Below are 13961 nucleotides of genomic sequence, written 5' to 3'. Positions count from 1 at the left end.
TTGATATGATCTTTCATCCTTTCCATCCGAAAAGCAGCCGGGCCTGTAGGGGCGGCGCTGCAATTTCCGCCGTGCTGCTGCTTTGCGCGGCGCCCTTCGCGGCGCATGCCAAGCCGTCCGGCGACGGCATGCAGCCCGAGGCGCAGGTCGGTACGCGCTTTCTGAAGAAGCCGGTCGAGGTCAATCCGCGCGAGGCGGGGCTGGAGCGCAAGAATTTCGCGCGCTGCGTCTATGGTCGCATTCCCGACCGCGTCGACAAGCTGCTCGAGAACAGCGATCCCGAGGGCATCGAATATTATGCCGCGGACACGACGCAGGACCGCTTCTGGCAGCAGATCAGCAGAGATAATTTCTGTGGCGAGTTGAACTCGGCTGCGTCCGAGCATCGTCAGCTTAGCATGTCGAACACGGCATTTCGCTCGATGATGCTCGAAGAGGCCTATCTCGCGCGCTTCAAGGCGGCGCCGGCGCTGCCCGAGGACGCGACTGAAGTGATCGACCGCCGCTATATCACCGAGGGTTCAGTCCCTGCGCGCGCGCTGGGCCGGTTCGCCGATTGCCTGGCATTCCGCGATACCGCGGGCGCGGACGTGCTGCTGCGGACGGTGCCGGGCAGCGACGAAGAGAAGCAGGCGGCACGCTCGCTGGCGCCGGCTCTGGGAGCCTGTTTGATGCGGGGACAGATGCTTTCGCTCAACACGGCGAATGTCCGCGCCTTCGCCGCGGATGGTCTATGGAACCGGTTCGTCCGGAACGCCGGCCCGGTGCCGGCACAGTCGAATTGAGAAGGTAGGGCATGCCCAAACTTACCGTAGATGGCGTAGAGATCGACGTTCCGCAGGGCGCGACCGTCCTGCAGGCGTGCGAGTTGGCGGGGAAGGAAATCCCGCGCTTCTGCTATCATGAGCGGCTGTCGATTGCCGGCAATTGCCGCATGTGCCTCGTCGAGGTCGCGCCCGGTCCGCCGAAGCCGCAGGCCTCGTGTGCGCTGCCCGCCGCCGAGGGCCAGATCATCAAGACCGATAGCCCGATGGTCAAGAAGGCCCGCGAAGGCGTGATGGAGTTCCTGCTCATCAACCACCCGCTCGACTGCCCGATCTGCGACCAGGGCGGCGAATGCGATCTGCAGGACCAGTCGGTCGCTTACGGCCGCGGTGCCTCGCGCTACGACGAGAACAAGCGCGCGGTGACCGAAAAATACATGGGGCCGATCGTCAAGACGGTGATGACGCGCTGCATCCAGTGCACGCGCTGCGTCCGTTTTGCCGAAGAAGTCGCCGGGGTCGAGGATATAGGCGCGATCTATCGCGGCGAGAATATGCAGATCACGTCGTATCTGGAGCGCGCGGTGAACAGCGAGCTTTCGGGCAATGTCGTCGATCTCTGCCCCGTCGGCGCGCTGACGTCGAAACCCTATGCGTTCGAGGCGCGGCCGTGGGAGCTCACCAAGACGCTCGGCATCGACATGAGCGACGCGGTCGGCACCAACGTCCGCATCGACAGCCGCGGGCGGCAGGTGCTGCGCGTGCTGCCGCGCGTCAACGACGATGTGAATGAAGAATGGGCGAGCGACAAGACGCGCCACCATGTCGATGGCCTGATCCGCCGCCGTCTCGACCGGCCGTACATCCGCAAGGGCGGCCAGCTTGTCGAAGCGACGTGGGCCGAGGCTTTCGCCGCGATCAAGGCCGCCAACGCAGGGGCGTCGGTCGCGGCAATCGCGGGTGACATGGCCGATTGCGAGACGATGTTCGCCGCGAAGGCGCTGGTCACTGCGCTCGGCGGCAATTTGTTCGAGGGACGCCAGACCGGGCTCGACTATGACGTTACCAGCTTGTCGGCGGTCAATTTCAACACCGGGATCGCCGAGGCCGAGAATGCCGACGTGATCCTGCTCGTCGGCACCAACCTGCGCTGGGAAGCGCCGCTGATCAACACGCGCGTCCGCAAGGCAGCGTGGAAGAAGGGCGCCAAGGTGTTCGGAATCGGGCCCAAGATCGACCTGACCTACAAGGTCGAATGGCTCGGCGACGATGCCTCGCTGGTCGCGAAGCTGCCCAAGGCGGCGCTCGACGCGCTCAAGGGCGCCGAGCGGCCGATGCTGATCTTTGGCGGCGGCGCGCTGTCGGTGCCGGGCGTGCATGGCGCGGCGCTAGCGCTCGCGAAGAGCGTGAACGCGATCAAGGACGGCTGGAACGGCTTCAACGTCGTCCATTTCTCGGCCGCGCGCATGGGCGCGCTGATGCTCGGCTATTCGCAGCCGGGCGGGATCAAGGACGTGATTGCGGCGAAGCCGAAGCTCGCTTTCTTCCTCGGCGCCGACGAGGTCGATTTCGCGGCGTTCACAGGAACGCTGAAGGTCTATGTCGGCCACCATGGCGACAAGGGCGCGCACGCGGCCGATATCATTCTGCCCGCCGCAGCATGGACCGAGAAGGATTTCACCACGGTCAACACCGAAGGACGCGTCCAGCGTAGCGAGAAGGCGGTGTTCGCGCCGGGCGACGCGCGCGAGGACTGGAGCATCTTCCGCGCGCTTGCCGATGCGCTGGGCGTGTCGGTCGGCTTCGACAGCTTTGCCGAGTGCCGCGCCGCGATGATCGCGGCGGTTCCGGCGCTGGGCGTGGAAGGCCTCGCCGACTATGGCTGGTCGGTTCCGAAGCTGCCTGCAAAGCCCGAGGCGCGCGCGATCCCGTCGCCGATCAAGGATTTCTATCTTACCAACGCCATCTGCCGCGCGTCGCCGACGATGCAGCGCTGTTCGGACGAATTGCTCCACGGCGGTGATTATGCGGAGGCGGCGGAATGACCGAGTTTTTCCAATCTCTCGGCATGTCCTACGAATGGGCGTGGGGCGTCGCGACGATCTGCGGCATCCTGCTGATCGCGCTGCCGCTGATGCTCGCGGTCGCGATGATCATCTATGCCGACCGCAAGATCTGGGCGGCGATGGCGCTGCGGCGCGGGCCGAACGTCGTCGGGCCTTTCGGCCTGCTCCAGAGCTTCGCCGACGGGCTGAAGGTGTTCCTGCAGGAAACGATCATCCCGTCGAGCGCGAACCGCGGCCTGTTCCTGATCGCACCGATCATCACCTTCACGGTGGCGCTGATGGCGTGGGCGGTGATCCCGTTCAATTCGGGCGCGGTGCTCGCCGACATCAATGTCGGGCTGCTCTACATCCTCGCGATCAGTTCGCTCGGCGTCTACGGCGTCATCCTATCGGGTTGGTCGTCGAACTCGAAATATCCCTTCTTTTCCGCGATGCGCGCCTCGGCGCAGATGATCAGCTATGAAGTCTCGATCGGCTTCATCCTGATCGGCGTCGTGCTGTTCGCCGACAGCTTCAACCTCAATGAGATCGTCAAGGCGCAGCAGGGGCATGGGCTTGGGCTGGTCAACGCCTTCGGCTTCAACCTGCTGCTCTTCCCGCTCGCGGTGCTGTTCTTCATCTCGTCGCTGGCCGAGACCGCGCGCACGCCGTTCGACCTGACCGAGGCCGAAAGCGAGCTCGTCGCGGGCTATCAGACCGAATATTCGTCGATGAGCTTCGCGCTCTTCTGGCTCGGCGAATATGCCAACGTGCTGTTGATGTGCACGCTCAACGCGGTGCTCTTCTGGGGCGGATGGCTGCCGCCGATCGACTGGGCGCCGCTCTATGCCGTCCCCGGCATCATCTGGTTGTTCGCGAAGATACTCTTCTTCTTCTTCGCCTTCAGCTGGGTGAAGGCGACCGTCCCGCGCTATCGCTACGACCAACTCATGCGGCTGGGCTGGAAGGTCTTTCTGCCGATCTCGCTGTTCTGGATCTTCCTGATCTCCGGTTATCTGATGCTGACGAGGTATGGGGCATGAGCCTACTGATTGCTGCCTCTATCCTATCGTGCGGGCTTACGGCTGCGCCCGATGGCGCCCCAGCGCCGCAGGACTCTGTGGCTATGATCAACGCACCGATCCCCGACGAGTTGGCAACGAGTTTGGCAACGCGAGTTGCCCCCCAACCGAAGATGTCATTTGTCGGTGAACCAAATGCCGAGCCTGAATGGGTTATCGGTCTGAAGCAGGAATCCAAAAGTAGATTCATGATTGCTCGTCTGTCCGATGATTTGCTCGCATACAGAATTCGCATTGGTTGGGTGGATGTCCAAGATGATGGATCACATACCTTCACCGAGACCTCGAAGGGTACATGCCGAGTGAAGGAAGCTGAGAGAGCTCCGCAGGAGAGCGTGCAATGACCATCGCCCATCTCATCAGAACCTTCACCCTGTGGGAGTTTGTGCAGGCCCATTGGCTGACGCTCAAATATTTCTTCAAGCCGAAGGCGACGATCAACTATCCGTTCGAGAAGAACCCGCTGTCGCCGCGTTTTCGCGGTGAACATGCGCTGCGTCGCTATCCGAACGGCGAGGAGCGCTGCATCGCGTGCAAGCTGTGCGAAGCGGTGTGCCCGGCGCAGGCGATCACGATCGAGGCCGAGCCGCGCGACGACGGGTCGCGCCGCACGACGCGATATGACATCGACATGACGAAATGCATCTATTGCGGCTTTTGTCAGGAAGCCTGCCCGGTCGATGCGATCGTCGAGGGGCCGAACTTCGAATTCGCGACCGAAACGCGCGAGGAGCTGCTCTATGACAAGGCGAAGCTGCTCGCCAACGGCGACAAATGGGAGCGCGCGATCGCGGCGAATCTTGCCGCCGACGCGCCCTATCGATAAGGGCGCGCGGATGATCGATTCAGCCATGAATATCCTCCCCGGAACGGGGAGGGGGACCACCCGAAGGGTGGTGGAGGGGCATACGGTGTCGAACGCGGTGGATGCGGGCTTGTGCCCCTCCACCATGCTTCGCATGGTCCCCCTCCCCATGCTGGGGAGGATCGAAGCATGATCCAGCTCATCGCCTTTTACCTTTTCGCGGCCATCACCATCGCCTCCGCGGCGATGGTCATCTTCGCGCGCAACCCGGTCCACAGCGTCATGTGGCTGATCCTCGCCTTCTTCAACGCGGCGGGGCTGATGCTGCTCGCGGGGGCGGAGTTCATCGCGATGCTGCTCGTCATCGTCTATGTCGGCGCGGTCGCGGTGCTGTTCCTGTTCGTGGTGATGATGCTCGACATCGATTTCGCCGAGCTGCGCGCCGGTTTCGTCCGCTATCTGCCGCTCGGCGCACTCGTCGCGATCATCCTCGCCGCCGAACTCGTCTTCGCGGTCGGGGCGTGGCAGGCGGGCGGGGTCGACCTGGCCGCGCGCGCGGCGCCGGCGACGGCCGACACCAGCAATATCCAGCAGATCGGCGAGTTGCTCTACACGCGCTACATCTTCCTGTTCGAGGCGGCGGGCATCGTCCTGCTCGTCGCGATGATCGGCGCGATCGCGCTGACGCATCGGCAACGCGGGGGCGTGCGCAGCCAGAATATCTCGGCGCAGAACCGGCGCCGTCCGCAGGACGCGACGCGCCTCGTCGATCCGGGCGTCGGGCAGGGGATGGAATTGTGATTTCGGTCGGCCATTATCTCGCCGTTTCGGCGGTGCTGTTCACGCTCGGCGTGCTCGGCATCTTCATCAACCGCAAGAATATCATCGTCATCCTGATGGCGATCGAGCTGATCCTGCTCGCGGTGAACATCAACCTCGTCGCGTTCAGCGCCGCGCTCGGCGATCTCGTCGGACAGGTGTTCGCGATGTTCGTGCTGACGGTGGCCGCGGGCGAAGCGGCGATCGGCCTTGCCATTCTCGTCATTTATTTCCGCGGCCGCGGCACCATTGCCGTCGACGATGCCAACCGGATGAAGGGGTAAGCCGGTGATTCAGGCGATCGTTTTCCTGCCGCTGCTCGCGGCGATTGTCGCTGGCCTCGGTCAGCGCGTCATCGGCAATGTTCCGTCGAAGATCATCACCACGGGCGCGCTGTTTCTGAGCTGCGCGCTGAGCTGGCCGATCTTCCTGTCGTTCGTCGCGGGAACGGGCGAAGCGGGCGTGACGCCGGTGCTCCACTGGGTGTCGTCGGGCGCGCTCCAGTTCAACTGGGAGCTGCGCGTCGACACGCTGACGGCGGTGATGCTCGTCGTGATCACGACGGTGTCGGCGCTCGTCCACCTCTATAGCTGGGGCTATATGAGCGAGGACCCGGATCAGCCGCGCTTCTTCGCCTATCTCTCGCTCTTCACCTTCGCGATGCTGATGCTCGTGACCGCGAACAATCTGGTCCAGATGTTCTTCGGCTGGGAGGGCGTCGGCCTCGCATCCTATCTGCTCATCGGTTTCTGGTACAAGAAGCCGAGCGCCAATGCCGCCGCGATCAAGGCGTTCGTCGTCAACCGCGTCGGCGACCTCGGCTTCATGCTCGGCATTTTCGGCACCTTCCTGGTGTTCGGCACCGTCTCGATCCCCGAGATTCTGGCCGCCGCGCCGGGCATGGCGGGGTCGACGATCGGCTTCCTCGGCCACCGCTTCGACACGATGACCGTGCTCTGCCTGCTGCTGTTCATCGGCGCGATGGGCAAGTCGGCACAGCTCGGGCTGCACACCTGGCTTCCCGATGCGATGGAGGGCCCGACCCCGGTGTCGGCGCTGATCCACGCCGCGACGATGGTCACCGCGGGCGTGTTCATGGTCTGCCGCCTGTCGCCGATGTTCGAGGCCGCGCCGGTCGCGGCGGGCGTCGTGACCTTCGTCGGTGCCGCCACCTGTTTCTTCGCCGCGACGGTCGGCACGACCCAATGGGACATCAAGCGCGTCATCGCCTATTCGACCTGTTCGCAGCTCGGCTACATGTTCTTCGCGGCGGGCGTCGGCGCCTATGGCGCGGCGATGTTCCACCTGTTCACGCACGCTTTCTTCAAGGCGCTGCTGTTCCTTGGCGCGGGCTCGGTGATCCATGCGATGCACCACGAGCAGGACATGCGCTATTACGGTGCGCTGCGTAAGCATATCCCGCTCACTTACTGGGCGATGATGGCGGGGACGCTGGCGATCACCGGCGTCGGCATCGCGGGCGTCGCGGGTTTTGCGGGTTTCTATTCGAAGGACGGCATCCTCGAGGCGGCCTATGCCGCGGGCGGTGGCGGTCAGGTCGCTTTCTGGGTCGGCACCTTCGCGGCGCTGCTCACCAGCTTCTATTCGTGGCGCCTCGTCTTCCTGACCTTTCATGGCAAGCCGCGCTGGGACCAGAGCGAGCATATCCAGCACGCGGTGCACGGCGATCACGGGCACGGCCATGACGATCATGCCCATGCGCATCACCATGATACGCACGGCGATGGCACCGCGGGCTATCACCCGCACGAAAGCCCGCTCTCGATGCTGATCCCGCTCGGCGTCTTGTCGCTCGGCGCGGTGTTCGCGGGCTTCGTCTTCCACTACCAGTTCATCGATCCCGAGGGCGGGCTCGCCTTCTGGAAGGGCAGCCTCTTCTTCGACGAGCATCTGATGCACGCGGCGCACCTGGTGCCGACCTGGATCAAGTGGATGCCGTTCACCGCGATGGCGATCGGTCTGGTGATTGCGTGGAACAATTACATCCGCGACACCAGCCTGCCGGCGAAGTTCGTGGCGCAGTTCAGGCTGCTGCACCAGTTCCTGTACAATAAATGGTATTTCGACGAGCTCTACAACGTCCTGTTCGTGAAGCCCGCCTTCGCGATCGGCCGCTTCTTCTGGAAGCGCGGGGATGAAGGCACCATCGACCGCTTCGGTCCCGATGGCGTCGCGGCGCTCGTGCAAGGGGGGACCCGACTCGCGGTCCGGCTGCAATCGGGTTATGTTTATGGATATGCGTTCGTGATGCTGCTCGGTCTCGTCGGCCTCGCCAGCTGGGCCATGGTGAAGTTCCTGTGAGCGGCTTTCCCATCCTGTCGCTGATGCTGGCGGTCCCCGCGATCGCCGCCATCCTCTGCGTCTTCGCGAACGACCGCAGCGCGCGGATGATCGCGCTCGTGGCGACGCTGATCGACTTTGCGCTCGGCATCGTCATGTGGGCGAATTTCGACATCGGCGGCGCCCAGTGGCAGTTCGTCGAATCCGCGCCGCTCTTCGGCCGCTTCAACTATGCGCTCGGCATCGACGGCATGGCGCTGATGCTGATCCTGCTCAGCGTCTTCCTGATGCCGCTCTGCATCCTCGCGAGCTGGGAGTCGGTGACGAAGCGCGTCGGCCTCTACATGGCGATGTTCCTCGTCATGGAAGTCGTCATGCTGGGCGTCTTCATGGCGCAGGATCTGCTACTCTTCTACATCTTCTTCGAGGCCGGCCTGATCCCGATGTATTTCATCATCGGTATCTGGGGCGGGCAAAATCGCATCTATGCGGCGTTCAAATTCTTCCTCTACACGCTGCTCGGCTCGGTGTTGATGCTGATCGCGATGATCGCGATGATCCGCGAGGCGGGGACGACCGACATTCCGACGCTGCTCGTCTATAATTTCCCACCGGAAATGCAGACGTGGCTGTGGCTTGCCTTCTTCGCCAGCCTTGCGGTCAAGATGCCGATGTGGCCGGTCCACACCTGGCTTCCCGACGCGCACGTGCAAGCGCCGACCGCAGGCTCGATGATCCTGGCGGGCGTGCTGCTCAAGATGGGTTCGTACGGCTTCATCCGTTTCATGATGCCGATGTTCCCCGATGCCTCGGCGCAGCTCATGTGGCTGGTTTTCGGTCTGTCGATGGTTGCGGTCGTCTACACCAGCCTTGTCGCGCTGGTGCAGAGCGACATGAAGAAGCTGATCGCTTATTCGTCGGTCGCGCATATGGCGATCGTTACTGCGGGCCTCTTCGCGTTCAACCAGCAGGGGATCGAGGGTGCGCTGATCGTCATGCTCAGCCACGGCGTCGTGTCGGCCGCGCTCTTCTTCTGCGTCGGCGTGATCTATGACCGGCTGCATACGCGCGAGATCAGCCGCTATGGCGGGCTTGCAGTCAACATGCCCGCTTATGCGTTCTTCTTCATGCTGTTCACCATGGCATCGATCGGCCTGCCGGGAACGAGCGGCTTCGTCGGCGAATTCCTGAGCCTCGCCGGCATCTATGAAGCGTCGAGCTGGGTCGCGCTCGTCTGCACGACGGGCATCATCCTCGGCGCTGCTTACATGCTCTATCTCTATCGCCGCGTCGTGTTCGGCGACCTCACCAAGGACGATGTGAAGGCCATGGCCGATATCAATCCCCGCGAATGGGCGATCTTCGCGCCGCTGGCCGCGGTCGCGCTGTGGATGGGCGTCTATCCCGAAAGCTTCCTCGCGCCGATGCGAGACGACGTGACCACGGTGGTCGCGCGGCTCGCCCCGGCAAAGCCCGCAGGCGACGCGCACGTCACGGCAGGCAAGCCGAAGGCCGCTGCTCCGGCGCATGGAGACGCCAAGGGCGAAGCGCATCATGCGGGAGGCGTCCAATGACCGCCGATCTCGCTCTCGTCTGGCCCGAGCTGATCCTGACGATCGGCGGGCTGATCACCCTGATGCTTGGCGCCTTCCTGGGCGATCGCAGTGTCGGCACCTATCAACTTGCGGCGATGTTGACGCTCGCTGCGGCTGCGGCTGCGGTCCTTTCGCTGGTCGGTGTCGAAACGACGGTGTTTTCGGGAACCTTGTCGGTCGATGGCTTTGGCGGCTTCGCCAAGCTGCTCCTCTATGCCGCAAGCTTCGTCTGCGTGCTGATCGCGCCGCGCTTCTTCAAGGACGGGATGCGCGCCGAATATCCGGCGCTGATTCTGTTCGCTGCACTCGGCATGGGAATCATGGCCTCGTCGCGCGATCTGATGACGCTCTATGTCGGACTCGAGCTCAACAGCCTGGCCTCTTATGTACTGGCCAGCTTCATGCGAAACGACGAGCGGTCGAGCGAAGCGGGCCTCAAATATTTTGTTCTCGGCGCGCTCGCCTCGGGCATCCTGCTCTATGGCATCTCGCTGCTCTATGGCTTCACCGGGACGACCGATTTTGCCGGCATCGCCAATGCGGTCGGTGGCGGATCGAACATCGGCATCATCTTCGGGATCGTCTTCGTGATCGCCGGGCTCGCGTTCAAGATCAGCGCGGTGCCGTTCCACATGTGGACCCCGGACGTCTATGAAGGCGCGCCCACGCCGGTAACGACCTTCTTCGCCACTGCGCCGAAGGTGGCGGCGATGGCACTGATGACGCGCGTCGTGATTGGCGCGATGGGCCCGGCGGTCGGCGCGTGGCAGCAGATCATGATCTTCCTCGCGCTCGCTTCGATCATCCTCGGTGCGGTCGGCGCGATCGGGCAGAAGAATATCAAGCGCCTGCTTGCTTACTCGTCGATCAACAACGTCGGCTATATGCTGATTGGCCTTGCTGCGGGAACGCAGCAGGGGGTCGAGGGCGTCCTCACCTATCTGCTCGTTTATGTCGTGACGACGATCGGCAGCTTCCTGGTCGTGATGCAGCTCCGCGACGATCAAGGCCACCAGATCGAGAGCATCCCGGCGCTCGCGGGCTATTCGCAGCGCCGTCCCGGCCTCGCCGCGGCGATGGCGGTGTTCCTGTTCAGCCTTGCGGGCATTCCGCCGCTCTTCGGTTTCTGGCCGAAGTATCTGGTGTTCGAGGCCGCGGTGAACGCGAACCTCGTGCCGCTGGCGGTCGCTGGCATCGTCGCCTCGGTGATCGGCGCCTTCTATTATATCGCGATCATCAAGACGATGTACTTCGACGAAAAGTCGGAGACCGAATTCCCGAAGGGCACCGGCACAGTCGTCGAGGATGCGGTGATCACCGCGAGCGCATTGTGGCTGTCGGTCATCGGCTATCTCTTCATCGGCGTGCTGGCGGCGCTTTCCGCCAGCGCCGCGGCGGTGCTGTTCTGATCCCGCTGATCGAGCGGACCCAGCAGACCGGTTCGACCAACGCCGACCTGCTGGCGCGGCTGGCAGGCGGCGAGCATGTCGGCGAGGGGCACTGGCTCGTCGCGGACCGGCAGACGGCCGGGCGCGGGCGGCTCGGGCGTCCGTGGGGCGACGGGCTCGGCAATTTCATGGGCTCGACCGTCGTGCGGCTGACCGCGAGCGATCCGTCGCCGGCGACGCTCGCGCTCGTCGTCGCGGTCGCGCTGGCGAAGGTCGTGAAGATCTTCGCGCCGTCGGTCCTGCTCGAACTCAAATGGCCGAACGACCTGCTCGTCGATGGCGCCAAATGCTCGGGCATATTGCTCGAACGCAGCGGCGACAGCGTGGTCATCGGCATCGGGGTCAATCTGGCGTCGGCACCCCGGCTACCCGACCGCAAGACCTTCTGCTTCGCCGACAGCGGCATCGCGATCGACCGCGACCGCTTTGCCGAGGCGCTGGCGGTCGCCTTGACCGATGCGCTCTGGGCCTGGCGGCAGGAGGGCGTCGAGAGCATCGTCCGCGCCTGGCTGCCGCTCGGCCATCCGGTCGGGACGCCGCTCCGCGTGTCGGAGCAGGGCATCGACGGGAGCTTCGACGGTCTCGCTCCCGATGGCGCGCTGCGCTTGCGCCGCGCCGATGGCGAGGTCATGCTGATTCACGCGGGCGATATCGAACTGCGCCGGCCCGTGGAGGGGAACTGAGAATGCTGCTCGCAGTCGATGTCGGCAACACCAACGCCAAATTCGCGCTGTTCAAGGGCGACGAGCTCCTCGCGCGCTGGCGCATCGCGACCGACGACCGGCGCACCTGCGACGAATATGCGGTGTGGCTCGATCAGCTCATGCGGATCGAGGGATATGAACGCGCCGACGTCGATGCGGTGATCGTCTCGACTGTCGTGCCGCGCGCGCTCCACAATCTGCAACTGCTCGCGGTTCGGTATTTCGGTGTCGATGCCCTGGTTGCCGGGCGCGAGCCGGTAAGCTGGGGTATCGCACTCAAGGTCGACGAGCCGCAGTCGGTCGGCGCCGACCGCGCCGTCAACGCCATCTCGGCGCAGGCGGTCGAGCCCGGCAGGGACAAGCTCGTCATCAGCTTCGGCACCGCGACGACGCTCGATCATATCGGGCCCGACGGCGCCTATCTCGGCGGGATCATCGCGCCGGGGGTCAATCTGTCGCTCGAAGCGCTCGTCGCCGCGGCGGCGAAGCTGCCGCGCATCGCGATCGAAGCCCCGCCGACCTCCAGCGTCATCGGCCGCACCACCGAAAGCCAGATGCTGATCGGCGTCTATTGGGGTTATGTCGCGATGATGGAGGGGCTGATCGCGCGCATGAAAGCCGAAATCGGCAAGCCCTTGACCGTGATCGCGACGGGCGGTCTCGCCACGCTGTTTCAGGAACAGGCGCACCTGTTCGACCGCATCGAGCCCGATCTGACGCTGAATGGACTGATGCACCTCTATAATCAAAGGAACACGGGCGCATGACGACTCCCGGCAAGGAACTGCTCTTTCTCGCGCTCGGCGGGTCGGGCGAGATCGGCATGAACGCCAATCTTTACGGCTGCGACGGCAAGTGGATCATGCTCGACCTCGGCGTGACCTTCGGCAGCTATGACTATCCGGGCATCGACATCGTCATGCCCGATCTCGAATTCATCGAGGACCGCAAGAAGGACTTGCTCGGTATCGTGCTGACTCACGGGCACGAGGATCATATCGGCGCGATTCCGTATCTGGCGGCGGAGCTGGGCGTGCCGCTCTACGCCAATCATTTCACCGCGGGGCTGATCGCGCACAAGCTTGCTGAAGAGGGGCTGGAGAAGGAGGTCGAGGTCCGGCGGGTCGATATCGACGGTCAATTCCAGCTTGGCCCCTTCGGCATCCGCCTGATGCCGCTCGCGCACTCGATCCTCGAAATGAGCGCGGCGGTGATCGATACCCCCTATGGCCGCGTCTTCCATACCGGCGACTGGAAGCTCGACGACGATCCGATCCTCGGCACCCCTTCGAGCGCCGCGGCGCTGACCGCGGTCGGCGACGAAGGCGTCGATTTCCTCGTCTGCGATTCGACCAACGCTTTCAACGCGCAGGCGTCGGGTAGCGAGGGCAGCGTCCGTGACGGGCTGCTCGAAGCGGTCGGCGCAGCGAAGGGCAGGGTGGTCGTGACCACCTTTGCCTCGAACGCGGCGCGGCTCGCGACGCTCGGCGCGGTCGCGAAGGCAACGGGGCGCACCCTGTGCGTCGCCGGGCGCTCGCTCGACCGCATCCTCGGCGTTGCGCGGTCGGTGGGATATCTCAAGGATTTTCCGCCCACGGTCGATTTCGACGAGGCGATGCGACTGCCGCGCGACAAGCTGATGGTCATAGCGACCGGCGGGCAGGGCGAACCGCGCGCCGCGCTCGCGCGCATGGCGGGCGACGTCCACCAGATCAAGCTCGAGGCCGGCGACACCGTCGTTTTTTCCTCGAAGCAGATTCCGGGGAACGAGGTCGCGATCGGGCGGATCATGAACCAGCTCGCCGCGAAGGACGTGCTGACCGTCACCGAAAAGCAGGCGCATATTCACGTCAGCGGCCATCCGGGCCAGCCCGAGCTCGCCGCGCTCTATGGTTGGCTGCGGCCGAAGCTGATCGTGCCGGTGCATGGCGAAATCCGCCATATGCACGAGCAGGCGCGCTTCGCGCTCGAAAGGGGCGTGCCCGACGCGCTGGTGCAGGAAAACGGCGATCTCGTCCGCCTCGCGCCCGGCCCGGCGCGGATCGTCGAGCGGGTACGGTCGGGGCGATTGCTCCTCGACGGCGACGTCATTCTCCCCGCCGATGGCGAGACGATCAACGAGCGGCGCAAGCTAGCGCTGAACGGCCAGATTTCAGTCGCGGTGGCGCTCTCGGACGGCAAGTTCGTCGAGAGCGCGATCCATTATCGCGGGGTGCCGGTCGAGGACGACCGTGAGACGTTCATCGAGGAACTGAACGAGGCGGCCGAGCAGGCGACGAACGGGAAGGCGCGCGACCGCGATGCGCTGAAGGAAGCAATCCGCCTCGGCGTTCGCCGCGTCGCTACCGACTGGACCGGCAAGAAGCCGATCACCGACGTGCTGATCGTGGATATCTGA

Annotated in this window: 13 protein-coding genes; all 13 read left to right on the top strand. The window is 64.2% G+C overall.

Features of this window, described 5'->3' with window-relative positions:
- Window positions 1-5 precede the first annotated feature (5 nt).
- Window positions 6-785: a hypothetical protein gene (locus tag NP825_RS08210; protein ID WP_257550266.1), complete on the top strand. Its 780-nt coding sequence runs from the start codon at window positions 6-8 to the stop codon at window positions 783-785.
- A gap of 11 nt (window positions 786-796) precedes the next feature.
- A complete protein-coding gene (gene nuoG, locus NP825_RS08205) occupies window positions 797-2809 on the top strand; it encodes an NADH-quinone oxidoreductase subunit NuoG (RefSeq protein WP_257550265.1) in 2013 nt (670 codons plus the stop codon).
- Window positions 2806-3852: an NADH-quinone oxidoreductase subunit NuoH gene (gene nuoH, locus NP825_RS08200; protein WP_257550264.1), complete on the top strand. Its 1047-nt coding sequence runs from the start codon at window positions 2806-2808 to the stop codon at window positions 3850-3852. The genes nuoG and nuoH overlap by 4 nt, the downstream gene beginning before the upstream one ends.
- 83 nt (window positions 3853-3935) lie before the next feature.
- Window positions 3936-4235 (top strand): hypothetical protein, encoded by a 300-nt coding sequence (locus NP825_RS08195; protein ID WP_257550263.1) that lies wholly within the window; start codon window positions 3936-3938, stop codon window positions 4233-4235.
- A complete protein-coding gene (gene nuoI / locus NP825_RS08190) occupies window positions 4232-4717 on the top strand; it encodes an NADH-quinone oxidoreductase subunit NuoI (protein ID WP_257550262.1) in 486 nt (161 codons plus the stop codon). The genes NP825_RS08195 and nuoI overlap by 4 nt, the downstream gene beginning before the upstream one ends.
- A 168-nt stretch (window positions 4718-4885) precedes the next feature.
- Window positions 4886-5497, top strand: a complete 612-nt coding sequence (locus NP825_RS08185) for an NADH-quinone oxidoreductase subunit J (RefSeq protein WP_257550261.1) — start codon at window positions 4886-4888, stop codon at window positions 5495-5497.
- Window positions 5494-5799 (top strand): NADH-quinone oxidoreductase subunit NuoK, encoded by a 306-nt coding sequence (nuoK, locus tag NP825_RS08180; protein ID WP_053554267.1) that lies wholly within the window; start codon window positions 5494-5496, stop codon window positions 5797-5799. The genes NP825_RS08185 and nuoK overlap by 4 nt, the downstream gene beginning before the upstream one ends.
- A gap of 4 nt (window positions 5800-5803) precedes the next feature.
- Window positions 5804-7837: an NADH-quinone oxidoreductase subunit L gene (gene nuoL / locus NP825_RS08175; protein ID WP_257550251.1), complete on the top strand. Its 2034-nt coding sequence runs from the start codon at window positions 5804-5806 to the stop codon at window positions 7835-7837.
- Window positions 7834-9390, top strand: coding sequence for an NADH-quinone oxidoreductase subunit M (locus NP825_RS08170; RefSeq protein ID WP_257550248.1), 1557 nt, complete (start codon window positions 7834-7836; stop codon window positions 9388-9390). Before nuoL ends, NP825_RS08170 begins: the two co-directional genes overlap by 4 nt.
- Window positions 9387-10820 (top strand): NADH-quinone oxidoreductase subunit NuoN, encoded by a 1434-nt coding sequence (nuoN, locus tag NP825_RS08165; protein ID WP_257550246.1) that lies wholly within the window; start codon window positions 9387-9389, stop codon window positions 10818-10820. Before NP825_RS08170 ends, nuoN begins: the two co-directional genes overlap by 4 nt.
- The gene (locus NP825_RS08160) at window positions 10742-11542 is read left to right on the top strand and encodes a biotin--[acetyl-CoA-carboxylase] ligase (RefSeq protein ID WP_257550244.1); all 801 of its coding nucleotides are present in this window, start codon (window positions 10742-10744) and stop codon (window positions 11540-11542) included. Before nuoN ends, NP825_RS08160 begins: the two co-directional genes overlap by 79 nt.
- A gap of 2 nt (window positions 11543-11544) precedes the next feature.
- Entirely contained in the window at window positions 11545-12330 is a 786-nt protein-coding gene (locus NP825_RS08155; RefSeq protein WP_257550242.1) for a type III pantothenate kinase, read from the top strand.
- Window positions 12327-13961, top strand: coding sequence for a ribonuclease J (locus tag NP825_RS08150; RefSeq protein WP_257550240.1), 1635 nt, complete (start codon window positions 12327-12329; stop codon window positions 13959-13961). The genes NP825_RS08155 and NP825_RS08150 overlap by 4 nt, the downstream gene beginning before the upstream one ends.

Origin of the sequence: Sphingopyxis sp. DBS4, from assembly GCF_024628865.1 — a bacterium.
GTDB lineage: Bacteria > Pseudomonadota > Alphaproteobacteria > Sphingomonadales > Sphingomonadaceae > Sphingopyxis.
The sequence above is the reverse complement of the archived record's forward strand: the minus strand, read 5'-3'. Positions and strand labels throughout refer to the sequence as shown.

What these genes read in the sequence shown, in the direction of transcription:
- NP825_RS08210 (WP_257550266.1), top strand. Translation starts at nt 6, where the DNA reads ATGATCTTTCATCCTTTCCATCCGAAAAGCAGCCGGGCCTGTAGGGGC.
- nuoG (WP_257550265.1), top strand. Translation starts at nt 797, where the DNA reads ATGCCCAAACTTACCGTAGATGGCGTAGAGATCGACGTTCCGCAGGGC.
- nuoH (WP_257550264.1), top strand. Translation starts at nt 2,806, where the DNA reads ATGACCGAGTTTTTCCAATCTCTCGGCATGTCCTACGAATGGGCGTGG.
- NP825_RS08195 (WP_257550263.1), top strand. Translation starts at nt 3,936, where the DNA reads ATGATCAACGCACCGATCCCCGACGAGTTGGCAACGAGTTTGGCAACG.
- nuoI (WP_257550262.1), top strand. Translation starts at nt 4,232, where the DNA reads ATGACCATCGCCCATCTCATCAGAACCTTCACCCTGTGGGAGTTTGTG.
- NP825_RS08185 (WP_257550261.1), top strand. Translation starts at nt 4,886, where the DNA reads ATGATCCAGCTCATCGCCTTTTACCTTTTCGCGGCCATCACCATCGCC.
- nuoN (WP_257550246.1), top strand. Translation starts at nt 9,387, where the DNA reads ATGACCGCCGATCTCGCTCTCGTCTGGCCCGAGCTGATCCTGACGATC.
- NP825_RS08155 (WP_257550242.1), top strand. Translation starts at nt 11,545, where the DNA reads ATGCTGCTCGCAGTCGATGTCGGCAACACCAACGCCAAATTCGCGCTG.
- NP825_RS08150 (WP_257550240.1), top strand. Translation starts at nt 12,327, where the DNA reads ATGACGACTCCCGGCAAGGAACTGCTCTTTCTCGCGCTCGGCGGGTCG.